The following is a 20,649-nucleotide window of genomic DNA, read 5'->3' on the forward strand; positions in this document are numbered from 1 at the left end:
CCTCCTTACTTCACAACCGGAATATTAAGGTCATCCGGTCCGATTAGCGTAACGGCGAGCGGTGTCCCCGGCTGAACTTTCGCAAAGCCTTCAACAACGACAACGTCTTGAGCGGTAAGCCCCTCTTCCACAACCTGGAAGCTGCCGACTTTTGGCCCTACGGTTACAGGTCTGGTCGCCGCTTTATTTTCGGCGTCAACAACAGTAACAAAGGTTTTTCCCAACATCTCCTGCACGGCCCGCTGGGGAACGAGCAGAGCTCCTGTACGGTTTTCACCAATGGCGATAATGCGGGCGAACATGCCCGGTACCAGTAATTGCTGCGGATTGCTGAAGGCTGCTTTCATTGCCAGGGTGCCGGTTTGGTTAGCCAGTCCCCGGTCAATTTGCTCCAGCTGCCCGGTTTCAGGATATTCACTGCCATCGCTGAGGATGAGCCTCAGGTTTTGGCCCCAGGCGTCCGGGGAACTCCCCATTTTAGCGAATTTAAGATATTCATTTTCACTCATGCTAAAGCGGACTTGTACCGGATCGACGGTCGATACAGTAGCCAGCTCGGTACTGCCGGCGACAACGTACTCGCCAACGCTTAACTCGCCGACCCCAATCCGGCCGTTGACCGGCGATACGATCAGGGTATCGGTTAAGTCATTTTGGGCCTGATCCAGCTTGGCCTGATAGGCGTTTACCTGGGCCTGGGCCTGCTCAGCCTGGGAAATCGAAGTATCCAGGGATTGGATGGCAATACCGCCCTGATCGGCCAGTTGCTGATAGCGGTTTACGTCGCGACGGATATTGCTGAGCACCGCCTGAGACTGAGCGACTTGGGCCTGGGCGTCGGCTACGGTGGTCAAATACTGGCGCCGGTCAATTTCAAACAGCGCTTGCCCGATCTGAACCTGATCGCCGCCTTTGACTAATTTCCGAGCAATATTGCCGGAAACCCTCGCTTTGATCGGCACCTCGTCTTTTGCTACAACTTCTCCTACAAACTCGTATGTAACGGGCGTATCCTTCTGGATTACCTGCATCGCCTTGACCGCGACTTCCTGCGGTGGACGGGCGGCTTGCTGTTTGCTGCATCCTGTTGCCAAAATTAGGAATAATGCAGTTAGCAATATCATGCTTTTTTTGTTCACCGTAACTTCCTCCTCACACTTATCTGTCTATTGAATAATGAACTAAAGGGTCAAGACTGCTGGTCCCGACTGTCTTTGGGCACCAGGCCAAATAATAAAATATCGGTCATAAGTTCAATCATTTCTTTGATCGTAACTTTATTCTGCAGCAAAAAGTTATGGTTGGCAAATTCATGGAAGGCGCCTTTGAACATTACCCGTATCGCCGGAAAGAACACAGGCCGGAAACAACCGGTTCTCTCGCCTTCGCGGATTAAGCTTTCCACGCTTTCCCATAACTCCTCCATATCGTCTTCGACTTTTTTCCATTGCTTCGGCATGAACTTTTTTACTTCAATTGCTATTCGGTCGGTGGTCTCTGCGCAAAGGGTAGGCCTGACCGCCATAATCTGTTTGAATTTTTCCCGGATATCCAGTTGTTCGTCATTGATGATCAACTCTCGTTTTTCTTTGAGCTCGGCCAGGGCATTTTTAAAAATAAAGGCAATGATTTCTTCTTTTGAAGCGAAGTTTTCATACAACGTTCGTTTGCTGACACCCAGGCGCCGGGCTAAATCATCCATGGTGAACTTAATGCCGCGTTCGTTCATTTCTTTCATCGCTTCACATAGTATTCTGTTTCGCAATAACAACCCTCCCATAAGCGAAACCGGGCATCAGCCAGTGGGATGATGTCCGGCAAACCCTGAAAACTATTTTCGTATTGACATTACCATTAGCATACACTCCCTTGCAGTAAATGTCAATTGCTTTCCTAAAGGTCAGAGTATTTGGATAATTTGCCCTGGCGGCAGTGTTCACTAAAAAGACGGCGTGTCCTGAACCTGCCAAAAGCAGGTTCAGGACACGCCGTCTTTGGTGTAACCCGGAATTTCCCAAATCACTTATTTCATGGGAGCGTTCGTGAAGCCAAATCCGATCATGATCCCGGCGGCTGTAAGCACTGTGAGCAGCCAGGCCGGAAGCGGACGGTGATGATGGAGCGCCACAAGGGGGAACATGACACAGTCCAGAGAAATTGAATGCCATAAAGACCAGCCATTGCGATAGGAAATTCCGCCTAGCTGTCCGTCGGCCAGCTCAATTGCGGCATAAACGACAATCCAGCCGGTGATATAGCATAGCCGGTGCTTTAGCCGGCCGGCCGGAAAGCGTGACAGAAACAGTAAGGCGGTCAGTGGTAAGATCGAGAAGGTGCTTAGCAGATTTAGTGCGGTGTGGGTGGTGATTAAGGCGTCAGGCTGAAAAAACCAGAGCGTATGATGATAGGATAAATAACTGGCCAAAAGATTGATGATCATTACAAATAGCATACTGGGATAATAGATCCGCCAATTCGGCCAGTCGCTCCAGTATAGGCTTGCGCAAATGAAGCCTGATAGCAATAAAGCCCTGAACAGAAGAAGAACTTCCATGAATGTCTACCCGCCTAGGCTCTGTACCCTTTTTCGGGTTTGTTCGCTGTATTTTAAGGGCGACAGAGCACTAGCCCTGCATAAGAATTTTCGGTATAGCTTCGCCATCATTTGAGGCTATAATTTAAGGCTGGTCTTTAGCCGGGTTATTTTCGGCATGATATCAAGATAGACCGGGCGATGGAGCAAGGCCAGCTTTTTGATTTCATTGGCAAGCTCGGCTTGCTTGGCTTGTGTAGTAGTTTCATCCTCCAGCAGGTTGATGGTTTTTTCGATAATTAACAGCTGGGCTGCTGAGACCGACTGCGTTTCTTCCAGGAGGCCGGAAATCAGTTCCTGCTCAGTTACCGCCAGTTCAGGCGGAGGCAGGAGATTGGCGAGCGCCTGATGATAGGTCTGGGCCTGATTAAGAATACCGGTAAATTCGGCGGCGGCTTCGCTCCGGGACAATTCCTCCGCTTCCAGGCCGCCGACCGTTTCATTAAATTTTTGCCAGCTTTTATCAAAGTTATCCAACCCGGCTTGATATTCTTTAAACCATTGCTGGAAGGCGGCTTGCCGCTGCGCTGGCGTAAAGTCGGTTTCGATGTGTTCAATCGGGCTGGACGGCGCTTTTTTCCCTGGCAGGTAAGCAACAAATACCGGAACAATGATGAAAAAAGCCAGCAGCATCTTCCAGCGGTTTTCCCGCTTGAAGACCATAATAGCCGGAATGAGCAAGATTAAAATTGAGAGCAAAATGATTAACTCATGATAAAATGCGTTGCTAAATTGCATCTGAAATTCTCCTTGTTGAAAAATACATACAGCTTTTTCCTAGACTTATTATAGCCTGCCGTAGCTGGCTGAGGCAATAAGTGTTTGACCCAGCGCCAGCCCGGCGTCGTTGGGTGGAATGCGGCTGGCGGTATAAACGGTTAGTTTGTTCTGTTTCAACAGGTCGCTCATGGTGGTCAGCAAGCGAATGTTTTGAAATACTCCCCCGCTCAGCACCACGCTGGTCAAGCCGGTATCCTGACTGATGCGGGTGATCATTTTAACGCTTGCAGCGGCAATGGTATCGTGGAACGAAGCGGCAATGAAGGGCAGCGCTTCATCCCTGGCGATCATCTGGACCATCTGGCGGTAGGCTGGCAAAAAATCCAGTACGCTAACCGGGCTGTCCTGGATCGTATACGGCAATACCCGGCCGGCTGTCTGACCGGCAAGCCACTCCAGCGACATTGCCGACTGGCCTTCGTAATGATTGACCGTCCTGAGACCTAAGAGGGCGGCGGCGGCGTCGAACAGCCGGCCGGCGCTGGAGGTAAGTGGGCAGTTAAGGCCGCCGGCGATCATTTGAACAATCAAGGGCCAGTCGTCCGGCAGTGCAGCAATTGCCGGTAGTTTGACTTTGCTCAGGTCCGGACCGAACAGCCGGTTTAATATAACCAGGCCCATCCGCCAGGGCTCGCTGACTGCTTTATCGCCGCCCGGCAGCGGCAGATAAGCGCAGTGGGCCGCCCGGCGGTAGCTGTCGGCAGAGGCTACCAGAAATTCGCCGCCCCATAAAGTGGCGTCATCGCCCAGACCGAGCCCGTCGAAGGCTGCGCCGATCACCGGCTGATTCAGGCTATGCTCAGCCATTACAGCCGCGATATGCGCGTGATGGTGTTGAACGGCAATTTGAGGCAGGTTTTGTTCCCGGGCATATTTTGTGGAAAAATATTCAGGATGCAGGTCATGGGCGATCAGCTGCGGTTCGATTGTCAGCAGGCGCTTCAAATCTTCAATTGAAGCGGTGTAATACTGATAGGTCGACAGGTTTTTCAGATCGCCGATATGACTGCTTAAGTAAGCGTTGTTACCTGAACTTAGGCAGAAGGTGTTTTTGGATTCTCCACCGCAGGCCAGCATGGGCGGCAGCGGCTGGGGAAAATATTGCGCCTCAGGCGTAAAACCCCGGCTTCGTCGCAATACATAGGGCTGGCCGGCGACCATCCGGGCGACTGAGTCATCGGCCGGCCGGTAAATTGGCCGGTTATGAACCAGGAAATAGTCGGCAATGCGCCGTAAATCACGCAGTGCGGCGTCATCTTGATAAATGATTGGATTGCTGCTGTCATTGCCGCTGGTCATGACGAAAATATCGGCAGGCTGAAGCAACAGGCAATGCGCCGGGGTGTAGGGCAGCATTACGCCAAGCTGCGGGCTTTCAGGGGCCACTGCGGCGGCTAAAGGACAGTCCGGGCGTTTTGCTAACAGCACGATTGGACTGGCCGGCCCGGATAATAAGGCGGCTTCGGCCGCTGAGAGCAGGCACAGCCTTTCCAGCGCTTGCACGCTGCCCGCCATGACGGCCAAAGGCTTGTCCTTCCGGCGCTTGCGCCGGCGCAGCAGCTCAACCGAATCATTGCGATAAGCGTCGCAGACCAGCTGGTAACCGCCCAGCCCTTTTAAGGCGATCAGGCTGCCGTTTTTGATCAGGCGGCGGGTCTGCAGAAAAACATCACTGCCGGCGCCAAGCGCCTGACCGTTATGATCCAGCAGCCGGTACTGCGGCCCGCAAGCCGGACAGGCTGTGGGCTGAGCGTGAAAGCGCCGGTTCAGGGGATTGCGGTATTCGGTCTGGCAGTCCCGGCACATCGGGAATTCAGCCATCGTTGTTGCTGTACGGTCATAGGGCAGGGTTTTGGTGATGGTGTACCGGGGACCGCAGTTGGTGCAATTGGCAAAGGCATGCCGGTAGCGCCGGTTGGCGCCGTCGGCGATATCCTGCCGGCAATGCCGACATATGGCAATATCCGGTGCCGGCGGCGCCGCCGGGCTGACGACTGACATCAGACTGGGGCGGATGGTAAAGCCGGGGGTGCGCTGGAGGGGGATTGCCCTGGTCCGCACATTGCTGATTTGCGCCAGGACCGGTTTTTCCCGGTGGATGGCGGCAATAAAATCAGCGACAGCTGTGGCGCGGCCTTCAATTTCAATTTCAACGCCAGCCGGCTGGTTACGAACCCAGCCGGTCAGGCTAAGCCGGCCGGCCAGGCGGAAAATAAACGGGCGAAAGCCCACCCCCTGCACGGTACCGGTGATGATGAGATGTAAACGTTGCAAACAGCTGTCCCCCGCTCTCTGAATTAGAATAGAACCAACGGAATGATAAATATGAAGTATTTATTCATGTCTTGCGGTAATTAGAAATAATTTTACCAATTTTTTGCATACTATGTAGTATGAATAAATTTTTCAATAATATGTATGAAAATAGGCCGGCCGCAGCACCGGGATTAAGCTGCAGCGCCGGCCGCCCAAAGGCGGGTTGGCGATGTGTGTAGGCATTCCGTTCAAACTGATTGAACGGCATAATGAGGAAGGGATCGGCGAACTGGATGGTGTGCAGCGTAAGCTGGCCTTGCAACTGGTACCGGGTGCGCAGGTTGGCGATTATCTTTTGGTGCATGCCGGCTGCGCCCTGCAGATCATTGATCAAACGGCGGCGATGGAAACGCTGGAAGCGTTCAGGGCAATCAGTGATGAGATTCGTTGACGAGTTCCGCTCTCCGGCATTAGCCGCGCTTTTATCAGCCCGGCTGCAGCGGCTGGCCGGCCAGCCGCTGACGGTAATGGAGTTTTGCGGTACGCATACGATGGCCATCGCCCGTTATGGCCTGCGCACTGTCCTGCCGCCCCGGTTCCGTTTGATTTCCGGACCCGGCTGTCCGGTTTGCGTAACCCCGCCGGGCTATATTGATGCGGCTGCTGATTTGAGCAGGAATAAGGCGGTCATTGTGGCTACCTTTGGCGATATGCTGAGGATACCGGGAACGGAGGGCTCATTGTTACAGGCAAGGTCGGCGGGGCGGGATATCAGGATAGTATATTCGCCGCTGGATGCTGTCAGACTGGCGCAGGATAATCCCTGCAAGCATATTGTCTTTCTGGGCGTGGGGTTTGAGGCCACTGCGCCGGTGATAGGTCTGACTATTTTGGAAGCCGCGCGGTTAGGACTGAATAATTATTCAGTATTTTCAGCGCTCAAGCTGGTGACGCCGGTTTTGCATTTACTGACCGCCGGACGAAAGCTGCAGGGTCTGCTGTGTCCCGGCCATATTGCTGTTGTTACGGGGCTTGCGCCCTTCCGCCTGGCGGCTGAACAGGCAAATCTTCCGGCCGTGGTCGCCGGCTTTGAATTGCTGGATATTTTGCAGGCGTTCATTATTTTAGACCGGCTGGCTGAACAAGGAAGACCGGAGCTCATCAACCAGTATCCCCGCGTGGTCAGAGCAGAAGGCAATGCTGCGGCGCGAGCCGTACTGCGCAGGGTATTCTACCCTGAAGCCAGCTGGTGGCGGGGGCTGGGCCGCATTGCGCAAGCGGGACTGGCAATACGAAAGGAATATTGCCGTTATGACGCCGGAAAAATTTTTGGCCTGCCGGCGATTACGGATACTGAAACAGCAGGCTGTTATTGCAGTGACATCCTTACCGGCCGGAAAACTCCACCGGAATGCGTTTTGTTCAAAACAAAGTGCACGCCTGAGCAGCCCCAAGGCGCATGCATGGTTTCGGGCGAGGGCGCTTGTTCAGCCTATTATCGTTATGGTTAGTACTCACTAGGAGGAAAAATGGAGACAATTTCCCTTGAGCACGGCAGTGGCGGGCTGCTGACCGCCCGCTTAGTCCAGGATTTGGTTTATCAGTATTTTGACAATGAATATTTGCTGGAGGCGCACGATTCGGCCTGCTTACCCGCCCCGGCCGGCCGGCTGGCTTTTACGACCGATTCCTATGTGGTAAATCCGCTGTTTTTCCCCGGCGGGAATATCGGTAAACTGGCTGTGTGCGGAACAGTGAATGATTTGTCGATGAGCGGAGCCAGGCCGCTTTATCTCAGCTGCGGGTTGATCATTGAAGCAGGCTTGCCGGCATCAACCCTGGAGGCGGTTCTTGCGGCAATGGCTGAAGCTGCCCGGGAGGCAGGGGTTTTCATTGTGACCGGCGATACCAAAGTGGTGGAAAGCGGCGCGGCCGACAAGCTGTTTATTCATACTGCCGGTATTGGCGAGGTTGCGCCCCAAACGGATATTTCCGGCAAAAAGGCTTTGCCCGGGGATATCGTCATTGCCAGCGGATCATTGGGTGATCATGGCCTGGCCATCCTGCTGAAACGGCATCACTTACAGCTGTCAAGCGCTGTCCGGAGCGATTGCCAGCCCTTAAACGGCTTAGTGCAAAGCATGCTGGAAGCCTGTCCTGACATCAGAGTGCTCAGAGACCCAACCCGCGGCGGCGCGGCAACGGCGCTAAACGAAATTGCCGGACAAAGTCAGGTCGGCATTGAACTGTATGAAGAGCAAGTGCCGGTTGGCCGTGAGGTTCGCGCCGCCTGTGAGGTTCTGGGGCTTGACCCGCTGTATCTGGCCAATGAAGGCAAGCTTTTGGCCGTTGTCCCCGCTGCCGCCGCCGCCGCCATAGTTGCTGTTATGCGCAGCCATCCTGCCGGCCTAGACGGAGCGGTCATTGGGCGAATTATCAATCAGCCGCCGGGCCGGGTATTTATGCGCACCCTGACTGGCGGCCGACGGATTGTTGATATGATGACCGGCGATCCGCTGCCGCGTATTTGTTAACGGTGGAGATTGGCGATTAAGTGAGGGTGTTGACATATGGAGAATCTGATTAAATGCGCGGAACGGTTGGTAGATACGCGGCGTATTTGCAGTTATATCGCAATGTTCGGGCACCAGCTGCTGTCACCGGTTGACCAAACCCAGCCGTTTGTTGAGTTTCAGATTGGGCTTGCTCAGTATTACTGGACGGTCGCTATCATCAGCTTAGCGGCCGTCGGCGCATTCGGTCTGATTATTTGGCTGCTGATCAGCAAGCGGCGGATTGAGGAGCAATTGAGGCAGACCAAAGTTCAGCTGGAGAACAAGGTTAGCGCCAGAACGCTGGAACTGGAAGCGCTCAACCGGGAATTACAGCAGTTGTCGGTATCGGATGCGCTTACCGGAATTGCCAATCGCCGGAGCTTTGACAATTATTTGCAACTGGAATGGGCTAAGGCCGTCCGGTCCGGAAAAACGCTGGCCATGATTATGGTGGATATCGATTTTTTTAAAGCCTATAACGATACTTACGGGCATCAGTCAGGTGATGCATGCGTAACAAAAGTCGCTGCAATATTGCAAAGTGGCGTCCGGCGGGCTTCCGACCTGGCAGCCCGCTATGGCGGGGAAGAATTTGCCATTATTCTGCCTGAAACCAATACCGCCGGAGCAATGCTGCTGGCCGAGAATTTACGGTTGTCGGTAGAGCAGCTGGCCTTGGAACATCACCGCTCGGTTTACAAAATAGTCACCATCAGTCTGGGGGTGGCCGCAGTGGCGCCGCAATTGGGGCAGCCGCCGTCGATGCTGATATCCCGTGCTGATCAGGCCTTATACGAAGCTAAAAGGCAAGGCCGTAATCAAGTAAAACTATGGGTTGCCGGCAGCAGTTAAACCTTCTATAATTAAACATAAAATGTCAGTTCCGGGAGGGCTTATGCGTATACTTGTTACAGGCGGGGCCGGTTATATTGGTTCCCATACAGTAAGAATGCTTGAACAGTCGGCGGGGCAGGCGGTGGTTTTTGATAATCTGGTCAAAGGGCATCGCCAGGCGGTCGATGTTGATAATTTTGTTCAGGGAGATCTTTTTGATACGGAATTACTGGCGGCAACCATCAGGCAACATGGGATCGATGCGGTGGTTCATTTTGCCGCCTTCAGCCAGGTGGGCGAATCAATGCTTCAGCCGCGGCTGTATTATCAAAACAATGTTCAGGGAACCTTGAACCTGCTTAACGTCATGCTGGACAATGGCGTAAACAAGCTGGTGTTTTCTTCGACTGCGGCGGTCTATGGCGAACCGGACGAGGTGCCGATTACCGAAGCTGCAGCCAAGAATCCGACCAATGTTTATGGCCGGACCAAACTAATGATGGAAAATATTATGGCCGATTATGCCGCCGCCCATGGGTTAAACTATGTCGCTCTGCGGTATTTTAACGCTTGCGGCGCCGATCCGGGCGGGGATATTGGCGAAGACCACAGTCCGGAGACCCATCTTATTCCCCTGATATTGCAGGCTTGTTTGGGCCAGCGGGACAGCATTAAAATTTTTGGCGGCGATTATCCCACCAAAGACGGTACTTGTATCCGGGACTACATTCATGTGAACGATCTGGCCCAGGCCCATATTCTGGCTTTACAGGCGCTCAAGGACGGACATCCTTCGACTGCTTATAATTTGGGCAACGGGTGCGGCTTTTCGGTGAAAGAGGTCATTGCGGCGGCGGAAAAGGTAACAAACAGGCCGGTTCGCCGGGAACTGGCGGCGCGACGGGCCGGAGATCCGGCGGTGCTCATTGCCGCCGCCGCTAAAATACGCTCTGAGCTTGGCTGGCAGCCCCGCTACCGGGAGATTGAGCATATTATTGAAACAGCCTGGCAATGGCACCAGCATCATCCCGGCGGTTTTACCCGTTAACGGCCAGGCGAGCGATTCAACGGGCGCATTCCTTTTATTTTTTTGACAATCACAGAAATCAGGCGGCAGGATTTATTCTAATTGCAGCGAATTACCAGTTTAACTTTTTTGAAAAATAATCTGACGATGAGAGGTATTGCGATATGCGGCCGACGCTGAACCGTAGTTTTTTTAAGGGAATGTGGAATTTAACCAGGACCTACTGGCATTCGGAAGAAAAGTGGCGGGCCCGGTCTTTGCTAACGGCAATCGTGCTGCTGAACCTCGCGGTTGTGTATATGCTGGTATTGCTGAATAAGTGGAATAACCGGTTTTACAACTCCCTGCAAGACTATGACATAGATCGGTTCTGGAGTCTGGTGGGTGAGTTCTCACTGTTGGCGGCTGTGTATATTATCATTGCCGTTTACGCGATGTATTTGCAGCAGATGCTGGAAATCAACTGGCGGCGCTGGCTGACCGGACGCTACCTGCGAACCTGGCTGCACAATCAGACCTACTACCGGCTGCAGCTGCTGGACAACAGCTCCGACAATCCCGACCAGCGCATCAGTGAGGATTTAAATTTATTTACCACCTTAACCCTCGACTTATCGGTGGGCTTGCTGAGAACAACGGTCACGCTGGCGTCATTTGCCGTCATCCTCTGGAACCTGTCGGGGGAGCTTGTTTTGCCGTTGGGCGGACACCAAGTGGCTATCCCCGGTTATCTGGTCTGGGTATCTTTTATTTATGCCGTGCTTGGCACCTGGCTGACGGTCAAAATCGGCCGGCCGCTGATTGCGCTCAATTATCATCAGCAGCGCTACGAGGCGGATTTCCGGTTTAGTTTGATACGGCTTAGGGAAAACAGCGAAAGCATTGCCTTTTATGGCGGTGAACGTCAGGAGGAGATCAATTTTTCTAAGCGGTTCAAAAAAGTGTTTGACAATTTTTGGACAATCATGCTGCGCCGGAAGAAACTGACCTGGTTTACCTCCGGTTACAGTCAGATTGCGATTATTTTTCCAATCCTGGTGGTAGCTCCCCGCTACTTTGGCGGTCAGCTGGCCTTAGGCGGTCTTATGCAGACGGTGACAGCCTTTGACAAGGTCCGGGAGGGATTCTCTTTCTTTATAAGTAGTTATACTTCCTTGGCTGAATGGCAAGCGGTGGTCAACCGTCTGCTGGGCTTTGACGCGAATGTTGCGCAGGTGAATGCCCAGGCGGGGAACGAAGGGGTCAAGATTGTTGATACTGCCGACTCTGAATTGCAGGTCAGCGGGCTGGATGTTGCGCTGCCCAATGGCGTCCGGCTGCTCAAGCAGCTGGAGCTTAGGCTGGCCGCCGGCGATTCACTGCTGATTACCGGACAGTCAGGCTGCGGAAAGAGCACTCTTATGCGGACAATGGCCGGCATCTGGCCGTTTGGCCAGGGAACGATCCGCCGGCCGGCCGGACAAAGTATGCTGTTTTTGCCGCAAAAGCCCTATTTGCCGCAGGGCACACTGCGCGATGCTTTGCTTTATCCGTATGGCGGCGGCTTGATATCCGATAGCCGGATTAAGGAAATCATGGCGATATGCCGGTTAAGTGAATTTACTGGCAAGCTGGATATGGCTGATAACTGGTCGCATATTCTGTCTTTGGGCGAGCAGCAGCGGATTGCTTTTGCCAGGGTGATGCTGCAGCAGCCGCAGTGGCTGTTTTTAGATGAAGCCACCTCCGCGCTTGACGAAAGTACTGAGCGCTGGTTGTACCGGCAGCTGAAAGAACAGCTTGCAACTACTGCGATTATCAGTATTGGCCACCGCAATACGTTAACCGGCTATCATAAAATGAAGCTCAGTCTGGATGGAGACGGTAAGTGGAGTTTGCTGCAGTTATAGAAAATAATTGTTTTACTGGGAGGAATATCCAGAACAATATGGAAGATACAGGTAAATAAGGCGGCCGGCGGGGCTGGGACCGGTTGCGCCGGGGCAGTGCACACACGTAATGAACCGCCGATGCCTGCCGGAAAACTTACGGCGTTGAGGGAAGGAGAATTATTATGTCTGAAGAGGACGTCCAATCACCCGGTTTAGTGCCTTTCAGATGTCCGGTATGCGGTAAACTGCTGGCCTGGGCGATCAGCCGGGCGAAATGCCGCTGCCCGGTTTGCAAGAAGTGGTTCAGGTATGCGGAAGGCAAGGTTTCAGCCGGAGCATAGCGGATCCTGTCCATTTGGTGCAGCAAATGAAGTAGAGCAATATAAGTCTTAAAAGGGGCTGCGGATAACTTGGCAACAAGTTTTTCCGCAGTCCCTTTTTGCATACCGGCGGATCGGTCAGTTCTGTTAGCCGGCTGGTATTTTTTGCTATATTAATTATCAGCGTATTGATCGTTAGGCGGTGTTTTGCTATAATACGTATAATTATACATTGTAATGTAGCATTATTCATATATGGAATGTTTTAACTGAACTGTTTAAAATATTTCCCGAAATGCCTGGAAGGGGTGATGGCAATGGTCAGAAAAACTTTGGATTCGGGGCAGGCCTGCAGCGAGTCCCTGGGAAAGCGGTACGGGCTTGTGCTGGCGCTGGCGGTGCTGGCAGTCATTGTCGCCCTGCCTGTACCGGACGGGTTGCCGGTGGCGGGACAGCGGATGCTGGGGATTTTAATGTTTTCGGTCATTGTTTGGATGACAGATACCATTTCTTATCCGGTCAGCGCGGCGGTCATTATGGTGTTAATGGCCTTTCTGCTGGGCCTGTCTCCCGATCCGGCCAATCCGCAAAATCTGCTGGGGACAAGTAAGGCTTTGACCATAGCGCTTAGCGGTTTTAGCAATACCGCGCTCGCTTTGGTCGGGGGCGCATTGTTTTTGGCTGCGGCAATGACCAAGACCGGTCTTGACCGCCGGATTGCTCTGGTGGTTATGTCCAAAATCGGCACTAAAACCAATCGCCTTCTGGCCGGAGTAATCCTTGTCGGCCTGATTTTGAGTTTCTTTGTGCCCAGTACGACAGCCCGGGTTTCCTGCATGGTACCCATTGTGATGGGCATTATCATGGCTTTCGGCGTTGAGAGGAAAAGCCGGTTTGCCGGCATCATGATGATTGCGGTTGCTCAAGCCGACAGTATCTGGAACGTGGGCATTAAGACTGCGGCGGCGCAAAATATGATTGCCATGGGGTTTATCGAAAAACAACTGGGTAAATACATTACCTGGATGGAATGGTTTGTGGCAGCTTTACCGTTTGCGGTGATTATGTCGGTGGCGCTGTATTATGTTCTGTTAAAAATTATGCCGCCGGAAATGGACGAAATTGCCGGCGGCAAAGCGGTGGTGGAAAAGGCCCTGCAAGACCTGGGAACGATGACTGTCAGTGAAAAAAAGCTGATGGCAATTTCGGTTATCTTATTATTGTTCTGGTCAACAGAAAAGATCCTTCATCCCTTTGACACCTCATCCACAACCATCGCCGCCATTGCTTTCATGCTGCTGCCCAACGTCGGAATCATGACTTGGCGGGAGGCCCAAAGCCAGATACCATGGGGAACGCTGATTTTATTCGGTATTGGGATTAGCCTGGGCTCGGCGCTGCTTTCCACGCAGGCGGCAGCCTGGCTGGCCAAATTTATTGTCGTCTGGTTTGGCCTCCAGACGATGCCGGCTTTGACGATCCTGGCCGTATTGGCCGCGTTTTTAATTATTATCCATCTGGGCTTTGCCAGTGCCACCGCTTTGGCTGCCGCAATGATTCCCATTATTATTTCCGTATTGCAGAGTGTGACAACGCCGGGCATTAATGTGGTGGGGATGACGATGGTTTTACAGTATGTGGTGAGTTTCGGCTTTATTCTGCCGGTGAATGCTCCCCAGAATATGGTGGCTTACGGCACCGATACGTTTGAGGTAAAGGATTTTATCAAGACTGGTATTCCGCTGACGGTGATTGCCTATTTACTGGTGCTGCTGATGGGCGCAACCTATTGGCAGTGGATTGGTGTTTTATAACAAGGTTAGGATTATTCTTGACACCGTTTTAAAATCGTGGTTTAATTGTAACAAAATTATATCGCTGATCAGGAGAACTGAAGGCTGAGATTACCCCTGCAACGGGGTGTTCTTCAGCCTTTTCTTTTGGATTGGCAATGAGGAAAAGACGAAAGGGGTTCGAAATCATGGCTTTACCTGAAAATCTTAGTTTTGCTTCCCTGGCAGTGCATGCCGGGCAGGAGCCTGACCCGGCCACCGGAGCACGGGCAGTGCCTATTTACCAGACAACCTCCTATAATTTCCGGGACAGTGAACATGGCGCTAACTTATTTTCGTTAAAAGAACCTGGCAATATATATAGCCGTATCATGAATCCGACCAGCGATGTTTTTGAAAAGCGGATAGCGGCGCTGGAAGGCGGCGTTGGGGGGCTGGCGTTTGCCTCAGGCCATGCCGCGATCAGCGGTTCGATATTGAATATCGCCCAGGCGGGCGACGAAATTGTCAGTTCGGCATCACTTTACGGCGGAACCTATAACATGTTTACTTATACCCTGCCTCGTCTGGGCATTAAGGTCAAACTGGTTGATCCCGGCAACCCTGAAAATTTCCGGCAGGCGATAACCGCAAAAACCAAAGCGGTTTTTGCCGAAACCATCGGCAATCCCCGCATCGATATTCTGGATATTGCGGCTGTGGCCGAAGTGGCCCACCAGCAGGGCATTCCGCTCATTATCGACAATACCCTGGCAACCCCTTATTTATGCCGTCCATTTGAACATGGGGCGGATATTGTTTTGCATTCGGCCACGAAATTTATTGGCGGCCATGGTACTTCAATGGGCGGCGTGGTCGTAGACAGCGGCAAATTTGACTGGACGAACGGCAAATTCCCCTTATTAACTGAAGCTGATCCCAGTTATCATGGCCTGAGCTATACAACCGCGCTGGGCGAACTGGCTTATATTGTCCGCCTGCGGATTCAGGTGCTGCGCGATTTGGGCGCTACGGTCAGTCCATTTAACAGTTTCCAGTTTTTGCAGGGACTGGAAACCCTGCATCTTCGGATGGAGCGGCACAGTCAAAACGCTTTGGCGGTGGCCAAATTCCTGGCCGGGCATGACCAGGTCAGCTGGGTCAATTTCCCCGGTCTGGAAACCGACGGCGCTTACCAACTGGCGCAGAAATATCTGCCCAAAGGCGCCGGGGCAATATTAACGTTTGGCATTAAAGGCGGGCTGGAAGCAGGTAAGAAATTTATCGATTCCCTGCGGCTATTTTCCATTCTGGCCAATGTCGGCGATGCCAAATCGCTGGTTATTCATCCCGCCAGCACCACGCATTCGCAACTGACCTCCGAGCAACGGGCCAAAGCCGGGGCGCCGGATGATATGATTCGCCTGTCGGTGGGCATTGAAGACAGCGCCGATATTATTGCAGATATCAAACAGGCCTTGGCGGCGGCCAGGTAAGGCCGCCTCTCTCCACTGTTGCCGCCCGGAAAATGCAACCTGCCCCTTCATCATTGATAAAGGATTCTTGCCATTTAAGGGAGAATCATACCTGCATATATGAATGCAAGCCAAGCATGAGTGGAGATGATGAACGTGACTGGGTTAGATAAAAAACTGGCCAGACTTAATGAGATCATTGCCGGCTGCAAAAGTGCGGCGGTGGCCTTTTCCGGCGGTGTTGACAGTACGTTTCTGGCCGCTGCCGCGGTCAGAGCGCTGGGCGAGCGGGCCATTGCCGTAACCGCCTGTTCGGAAACCCTGCCGGCCAGCGAGCAGCGCGAAGCGGTCAAGCTTGCCGCCCTGATTGGTATAAAACACGAGTTAGTGGCGATTAGTGAACTGGAAAGCGCCGAATTTGTGGCCAATGATGCCAAACGCTGCTATTACTGCAAAAAGCAGCGCCTGGGGTCAATTGCCAGGTGGGGCGGCGAGTACGGTTATGACTGGGTGCTGGAGGGTTCTAATGCTGATGATGTTGACGATTACCGGCCGGGGATGCAGGCGGTGGACGAGCTGGCCGGGGTAAGGAGTCCTTTGCTGGAGGCCGGGCTGACCAAAGCTGAAATTAGAGCGGTTTCCGAGCAGTGGGGCTTGCCGACCTGGAATAAGCTTAGCGCAGCCTGTTTATCCTCCCGGATTGTTTATGGCTTGCCGGTAACCGCCGAACGACTCAAACAGGTGGAACTGGCTGAAGCTTTCATCCGTAAATTTTGTTCAGGCCAAATCAGGGTACGACACCACGGCAATCTGGCCCGTATTGAGGTTGCCGAGCCGGATATCGCGGTACTGGCTCAGCCGGCGGCCGCCAAGGCGATTGCCGCTGAATTAAAGCGGCTTGGCTTTACTTTTGTGGTGCTTGATTTACAGGGCTACCGGACAGGGAGCTTGAATGAAACCCTGGATCTTGCGAATAATTTGTAAAAATAACAAGGATTTTGTTTTAAAAAGTCGAAACTTCCTACAGTTTACTGCTTGCAGTAACTGCGGGAAGTTTTTTTTCGGCCGGAAAAGCAGGCTGATCTCTAAACAATGCCGCCAATTGCCAAAGCTGTGAAGGGAAGTCTTATTTTGCCGTTCAACTGGGAACATTTTTACGAAAACGTTCAGCAGGACTTAAAACTTTTGCTGTTTTTAGTTGGGGTCATCTGCCTGTTTAGGGCAGTCTTCATTCTGGTTATGCATCACTATCTGAGAGAATTGACTGTTTTTTCAGATATTTTAACAGCTTGCTATTACGGGTTGCGGATTAGCCTCAAGAGCGCCGGTTTGCTGGCGCTGCTGTCGTTTTTTCTATGCTTAGGCTGGCAGCTTGCCGTTAAACGCAGCCCCAACCGGCTCCGCCTGATGCTTGGAACTTTTTATGTAGGCTTGCTCAGCCTGCTGTTTTATGCCAGGATGCCTTATTATGAGCAATTTCATATGGGCTTTAACCAATTGATATTCAATACCTTTCAGGAGGATGGCTATGCTTTATTCTATACCCTGCTCGAACAGTACAATTTGCTGCCCCGGCTTGTGCTGGCCGGGCTGACGGCCTGGCTGCTGCGCCAAGCCCTGCGGGGCTGGCTGTTTTACAGGATCATTCCCTGGCCGCGCTTTTCCCGCAAGTATCAAAACATTGCCGTTCGGGCGGCTTTTCTGCTTCTTGTCTATCAGTTGACTGTTTTTATCCGGTTTGGCGGCAGCATGACTTATGCCGATAATATTGACTGGGAGAACTCCGGCATTACCGGGGATCAGTTGTTAAATGAAGCTGTGCTGGATGATCTTCAGGCCTTGTACCGGGCGTACGAATTGCATGAGCGGATGCTGAGCTCAACGGGCCTTGCCGTTGACCCGGCCCGGATGGCCGGGTATGGGCGGCATTTATCCGGTAAGCAAACAACAACAGAGGATTTGGACGAATACCTGAAAAAATCGGCCAGGGGGGCGATCGTCAAGCAACCGGCCCACATCTTCCTGATTATTGCGGAGAGTTATGCCAATTGGCCGCTGCTGCCGCAGTATGCCGATTTGAACATTGCCAATGGACTCAAGGCCATTATTGCCCGGCAGGATGCCGCGTATGTGCGGGCCATGCTGCCTAACGGGATGAGCACGATTTCCGGCGTGCTGGGCATAACGACCGGCTTTACCGATGCCAATCTGTATTTAAATTGCATTCCGGAAGGCTATCGCGAGCAATTTCCCACTGCTATTGCACCGCAACTGAAACGTCTTGGCTATCAGCCAAGGTTTTGGTATGCCGGTCCAAGCTCCTGGGAGCGGGTTAAGGATTTCGTTCTGGCCCAGGGGTTTGAAGAATTTTACGGCAGGGGCGATTATCCCAGCGCGGCCGGCAATGTATGGGGCAGTGACGACAAATACCTGTTTGACGCGGTATTGGCCGGTACAAAAGATCAGCCGCCAACCTTCAACGTTATTTTAACGGTTTCCAATCATGCCCCATATACGGTGGACCTGGCGGCGGAAGGTTTTGAACCGGAAAAAATAAGGGCCGGGCTGCCGGATAAATTGAAAGCGAATCAGGAATTCATTAAACAGCTGGGGCATTTCTGGTATGCTGACCAAATGCTGGCCCAATTCGTAGCCAGGGCGCGCAGCCGTTATCCGGACAGTCTTTTCCTTATTGTAGGCGATCATGCGGACCGGCTGAATATTGAAACCAGTCCCGGGCTGTATGAGCGGTATGGCATTCCGCTGGTTGTTTGCGGGCCAGGTATCAGTAAAGCTGTTTTTTCCGAAAAAACCGCCGGCAGCCATATCAATATTGCTCCCACTTTAATTGAACTGGTGGCGCCGGCCGGCTTCTCTTATTACTCGGTGGGGGCCAGCCTGACCGGCGGCAATCCTGTGGGGATAAATTACGGTTTCTGGATAACCGGCGAGTATATTGGCAGGGATGAAAACGGACCGGTTGAGCCAATTCACGGCGATAGGACCGCCGGACCAGCGCCGGGCTGGACGCAACTAGAACAGGAGATCGATTGTTTGCGGGCAGTCTCCTGGTGGCGGATGAAAAATGGCGGCACGCTTAATTCGCGTTAGCCGGCAGCCGTTTGTGCAATAAGATGAGATACAAGCCCAGCGCCAGCAAAATCAGCGCTGCCGAGCAGCCGTAGATATAGGTGAAGCCAAGCTTTTCAGCTACGACACCCCAGATGATCGCCCCCAGGCCGATGCCGGTGTCCATTGCCGACATAAAAGTCGCATTGGCCGCACCCCGGCGTTCCGGGCGGGTTAAAGTAATGGCGATTGCGTTCAAAATCGGCTGAACCGAGCCGAAACCCAGGCCATACAGTACGGCCGCAATTAAAAAGCCGGTCAGCGAGGTTGCGAACAGCAGTACCAGTAAAGCCGCCGCCAATAAGAGCATTCCGGGCAGTAAAACAGCGGAGAAGCCAAATTTGTCCGCCGACCTGCCCATCAATGGTCTGGTGAGCAGTAAAGCCAGGGCGAAAGTTGTAAAAAATACGCCGCTGTCAGCAACTCCCCGGAAAGCGGCATAGGCCGGCAGGAAGGTTAAAATACCGCCATAGGTAAAAGAGACCAGCAGCAGTACCAGTGAGGGCGGTACTGCTGTTTTCTCAATCATTACGCCCCGGCGGGCAGTTTTGCCGATCCCCGGAGCCGGGTGCTCCCCCTTGATCAAGCAGGCGGTTGCCAAACCCAGCGCTGCCAGGCCAGCCGCCAGAGCAAACAGGCTGGAATAGCCGGATTGGGCGGTAAGATAGAGCCCCCAGGCCGGTCCAACCGACATGGCCGCCGTGGAGGCCATGCCAAAATAGGCCATTCCTTCAGCCCGGCGGGCAGCCGGAATAACATCAGAAGCAATTGTGCCGGTGGCGGTGGTTGTGGCGCTCCAGCCGATGCCTTGCAGCAGCCGGATAGCCAGCAGAACGATAATCAGTGTGGTTCCGCTGTAGGCGGCGGTTGTAACGGCAAAAATGGCCATGCCCGCCAGCAGGATATTTTTACGCCCGGTATGATCCAGCAGGTTGCCAAACCACGGCCGGAAGGCCACTGCCGCCAGCGTGAATATTCCGACGATCAGGCCGGCCATCGACTGGCTGCCGCTCATGTCCTGCGCATATAACGGCAGCGTGGGCAGCAGCATATACATGGCGGTAAATACCAGGAAATTAACCGCAATGACCAATAGGAAGTCTTTGGACCAAAGCTTAGCAGTGGCGATTGGCTGATTCATCGCAAATAGCCCTCCATCCTGTAAGACATTAACTTTGGGATAGATTAACGCTGCGGGGTTCTTTCCTGTGCTGGCAATCCGGGCACTGCCGGCTTACCAGTTAAGCCGGTTTAGAAACCCGCGAACCAGTTCGGCGAAGCGTTCCGGCTGGCAAAGGTTGGTGGGGTCTATGGAATTGGTGATGACATACAGTTCGGAGTCTCTGATTTTTTGCATGGCGCGCTGCATCAGACGAAGGCTTATTGCCAAAGCGCTGCCGACAATGCCGAGGACCGGGCAGTTCAATTGGTGAAGCCGTCTGGTGTGGTTAGCCCGCAGCAGGGCAAATTGCTGCAATACCGTTTCCCGTTTGCGCAGGTTTTTAGCGATATGGGCAATATGGCGCGCGGCCAGCGGCCAGCGCCGGTATTGGCGCCTGATTGCCGACAGCAGCAGGGGCAAGGGCAGGTAAATCAGCCAGAAAGCGGCGCAAAGGCTAATTAAAATGAGCCTTTCCTTCACACTGACCGGCTCGGTATCGCCGGCTGAGTCGACAATAATCACCGCCCGGACTTTTTCAGGATAACGTAAAGCAAAATGACAGGTGACTACGCCGCCGTAGGAAACACCGCAGACTACAGCACGGGGTACACCCAGGCAATCCATTAAATCGGCGATATCATCGCATTGACGGTCAAGCAGGCCGGCGACAGGGCCGGTCAGACGTCCTGACCGGCCGCTGCCCCGCAAATCGGGGCAGATAACCCGGTGCGTCGGGCTGAATTCCGTTATTTGCGGTTCAAACATTTTGCCGCTGGCGCCCAGGCCGTGAATGAATATCAGCGGCTTGCCGTCGCCGTCATCAGAATAAAATAAGCTTGTTTTCGCGGTTTTTAACAATGGCATGGCAGTTTCCT

At 53.0% G+C, this 20,649-nt stretch carries 18 protein-coding genes; 11 read left to right on the top strand and 7 right to left on the bottom strand.

What is annotated here, in order from left to right; translation table 11 throughout:
* Positions 1 to 5 precede the first annotated feature (5 nt).
* The 5 genes from BLR06_RS06780 to hypF form a co-directional block, all read right to left on the bottom strand.
* Entirely contained in the window at positions 6 to 1,139 is a 1,134-nt protein-coding gene (locus BLR06_RS06780) for an efflux RND transporter periplasmic adaptor subunit (protein WP_245698052.1), read from the bottom strand.
* 50 nt (positions 1,140 to 1,189) lie between these two features.
* Positions 1,190 to 1,765, bottom strand: coding sequence for a TetR/AcrR family transcriptional regulator (locus BLR06_RS06785; RefSeq protein WP_173812793.1), 576 nt, complete (start codon positions 1,763 to 1,765; stop codon positions 1,190 to 1,192).
* 258 nt (positions 1,766 to 2,023) lie between these two features.
* A complete protein-coding gene (locus tag BLR06_RS06790; RefSeq protein ID WP_092070337.1) occupies positions 2,024 to 2,554 on the bottom strand; it encodes a CBO0543 family protein in 531 nt (176 codons plus the stop codon).
* A 117-nt stretch (positions 2,555 to 2,671) separates the two neighbouring features.
* Complete coding sequence (locus BLR06_RS06795) at positions 2,672 to 3,331, bottom strand: hypothetical protein (RefSeq protein ID WP_092070339.1); 660 nt, start codon at positions 3,329 to 3,331, stop codon at positions 2,672 to 2,674.
* A 48-nt stretch (positions 3,332 to 3,379) separates the two neighbouring features.
* Positions 3,380 to 5,647: a carbamoyltransferase HypF gene (hypF, locus tag BLR06_RS06800; protein WP_092070342.1), complete on the bottom strand. Its 2,268-nt coding sequence runs from the start codon at positions 5,645 to 5,647 to the stop codon at positions 3,380 to 3,382.
* Positions 5,648 to 5,858: 211 nt separating this feature from the next.
* On the opposite strand from hypF, the gene BLR06_RS06805 reads away from it, so the two are divergent.
* From BLR06_RS06805 to BLR06_RS06855, 11 genes are all read left to right on the top strand, one after another.
* Positions 5,859 to 6,080: a HypC/HybG/HupF family hydrogenase formation chaperone gene (locus tag BLR06_RS06805; RefSeq protein ID WP_092070346.1), complete on the top strand. Its 222-nt coding sequence runs from the start codon at positions 5,859 to 5,861 to the stop codon at positions 6,078 to 6,080.
* Complete coding sequence (gene hypD, locus BLR06_RS06810) at positions 6,067 to 7,140, top strand: hydrogenase formation protein HypD (RefSeq protein ID WP_092070349.1); 1,074 nt, start codon at positions 6,067 to 6,069, stop codon at positions 7,138 to 7,140. Before BLR06_RS06805 ends, hypD begins: the two co-directional genes overlap by 14 nt.
* An 18-nt stretch (positions 7,141 to 7,158) precedes the next feature.
* Positions 7,159 to 8,163: a hydrogenase expression/formation protein HypE gene (gene hypE / locus BLR06_RS06815; RefSeq protein WP_092070352.1), complete on the top strand. Its 1,005-nt coding sequence runs from the start codon at positions 7,159 to 7,161 to the stop codon at positions 8,161 to 8,163.
* 36 nt (positions 8,164 to 8,199) lie between these two features.
* On the top strand, positions 8,200 to 9,036 hold the full coding sequence (locus BLR06_RS06820; RefSeq protein WP_092070355.1) for a GGDEF domain-containing protein: 837 nt from the start codon (positions 8,200 to 8,202) through the stop codon (positions 9,034 to 9,036).
* A 43-nt stretch (positions 9,037 to 9,079) separates the two neighbouring features.
* A complete protein-coding gene (gene galE / locus BLR06_RS06825) occupies positions 9,080 to 10,066 on the top strand; it encodes a UDP-glucose 4-epimerase GalE (protein ID WP_092070358.1) in 987 nt (328 codons plus the stop codon).
* Positions 10,067 to 10,209: 143 nt separating this feature from the next.
* Complete coding sequence (locus tag BLR06_RS06830; protein WP_092070361.1) at positions 10,210 to 11,934, top strand: ABC transporter ATP-binding protein/permease; 1,725 nt, start codon at positions 10,210 to 10,212, stop codon at positions 11,932 to 11,934.
* A 164-nt stretch (positions 11,935 to 12,098) separates the two neighbouring features.
* Positions 12,099 to 12,257 (top strand): hypothetical protein, encoded by a 159-nt coding sequence (locus tag BLR06_RS19485; RefSeq protein WP_173812795.1) that lies wholly within the window; start codon positions 12,099 to 12,101, stop codon positions 12,255 to 12,257.
* Positions 12,258 to 12,553: 296 nt separating this feature from the next.
* A complete protein-coding gene (locus BLR06_RS06840) occupies positions 12,554 to 14,050 on the top strand; it encodes a DASS family sodium-coupled anion symporter (RefSeq protein ID WP_092070367.1) in 1,497 nt (498 codons plus the stop codon).
* 167 nt (positions 14,051 to 14,217) lie between these two features.
* The gene (locus tag BLR06_RS06845; RefSeq protein WP_092070370.1) at positions 14,218 to 15,504 is read left to right on the top strand and encodes a homocysteine synthase; all 1,287 of its coding nucleotides are present in this window, start codon (positions 14,218 to 14,220) and stop codon (positions 15,502 to 15,504) included.
* A gap of 126 nt (positions 15,505 to 15,630) precedes the next feature.
* Positions 15,631 to 16,467: an ATP-dependent sacrificial sulfur transferase LarE gene (larE, locus tag BLR06_RS06850; protein WP_092070372.1), complete on the top strand. Its 837-nt coding sequence runs from the start codon at positions 15,631 to 15,633 to the stop codon at positions 16,465 to 16,467.
* Between the two features lie 108 nt (positions 16,468 to 16,575).
* Positions 16,576 to 18,594: an LTA synthase family protein gene (locus tag BLR06_RS06855; RefSeq protein ID WP_092070375.1), complete on the top strand. Its 2,019-nt coding sequence runs from the start codon at positions 16,576 to 16,578 to the stop codon at positions 18,592 to 18,594.
* Here the strand turns inward: BLR06_RS06855 and BLR06_RS06860 are convergent.
* Together BLR06_RS06860 and BLR06_RS06865 are read right to left on the bottom strand one after the other, a co-directional pair.
* Positions 18,581 to 19,753, bottom strand: coding sequence for an MFS transporter (locus BLR06_RS06860; protein ID WP_092070378.1), 1,173 nt, complete (start codon positions 19,751 to 19,753; stop codon positions 18,581 to 18,583). The genes BLR06_RS06855 and BLR06_RS06860 overlap by 14 nt on opposite strands.
* A 93-nt stretch (positions 19,754 to 19,846) precedes the next feature.
* A complete protein-coding gene (locus tag BLR06_RS06865; RefSeq protein ID WP_092070381.1) occupies positions 19,847 to 20,638 on the bottom strand; it encodes an alpha/beta fold hydrolase in 792 nt (263 codons plus the stop codon).
* Positions 20,639 to 20,649 lie beyond the last annotated feature (11 nt).

This window comes from Dendrosporobacter quercicolus (assembly GCF_900104455.1).
GTDB lineage: Bacteria > Bacillota > Negativicutes > DSM-1736 > Dendrosporobacteraceae > Dendrosporobacter > Dendrosporobacter quercicolus.

What these genes read in the sequence shown, in the direction of transcription:
- BLR06_RS06790 (WP_092070337.1), bottom strand. Translation starts at nt 2,554, where the DNA reads ATGGAAGTTCTTCTTCTGTTCAGGGCTTTATTGCTATCAGGCTTCATT.
- BLR06_RS06795 (WP_092070339.1), bottom strand. Translation starts at nt 3,331, where the DNA reads ATGCAATTTAGCAACGCATTTTATCATGAGTTAATCATTTTGCTCTCA.
- BLR06_RS06805 (WP_092070346.1), top strand. Translation starts at nt 5,859, where the DNA reads ATGTGTGTAGGCATTCCGTTCAAACTGATTGAACGGCATAATGAGGAA.
- hypD (WP_092070349.1), top strand. Translation starts at nt 6,067, where the DNA reads ATGAGATTCGTTGACGAGTTCCGCTCTCCGGCATTAGCCGCGCTTTTA.
- hypE (WP_092070352.1), top strand. Translation starts at nt 7,159, where the DNA reads ATGGAGACAATTTCCCTTGAGCACGGCAGTGGCGGGCTGCTGACCGCC.
- BLR06_RS06820 (WP_092070355.1), top strand. Translation starts at nt 8,200, where the DNA reads ATGGAGAATCTGATTAAATGCGCGGAACGGTTGGTAGATACGCGGCGT.
- galE (WP_092070358.1), top strand. Translation starts at nt 9,080, where the DNA reads ATGCGTATACTTGTTACAGGCGGGGCCGGTTATATTGGTTCCCATACA.
- BLR06_RS06830 (WP_092070361.1), top strand. Translation starts at nt 10,210, where the DNA reads ATGCGGCCGACGCTGAACCGTAGTTTTTTTAAGGGAATGTGGAATTTA.
- BLR06_RS19485 (WP_173812795.1), top strand. Translation starts at nt 12,099, where the DNA reads ATGTCTGAAGAGGACGTCCAATCACCCGGTTTAGTGCCTTTCAGATGT.
- BLR06_RS06840 (WP_092070367.1), top strand. Translation starts at nt 12,554, where the DNA reads ATGGTCAGAAAAACTTTGGATTCGGGGCAGGCCTGCAGCGAGTCCCTG.
- BLR06_RS06845 (WP_092070370.1), top strand. Translation starts at nt 14,218, where the DNA reads ATGGCTTTACCTGAAAATCTTAGTTTTGCTTCCCTGGCAGTGCATGCC.
- larE (WP_092070372.1), top strand. Translation starts at nt 15,631, where the DNA reads ATGATGAACGTGACTGGGTTAGATAAAAAACTGGCCAGACTTAATGAG.
- BLR06_RS06855 (WP_092070375.1), top strand. Translation starts at nt 16,576, where the DNA reads ATGCCGCCAATTGCCAAAGCTGTGAAGGGAAGTCTTATTTTGCCGTTC.
- BLR06_RS06860 (WP_092070378.1), bottom strand. Translation starts at nt 19,753, where the DNA reads ATGAATCAGCCAATCGCCACTGCTAAGCTTTGGTCCAAAGACTTCCTA.
- BLR06_RS06865 (WP_092070381.1), bottom strand. Translation starts at nt 20,638, where the DNA reads ATGCCATTGTTAAAAACCGCGAAAACAAGCTTATTTTATTCTGATGAC.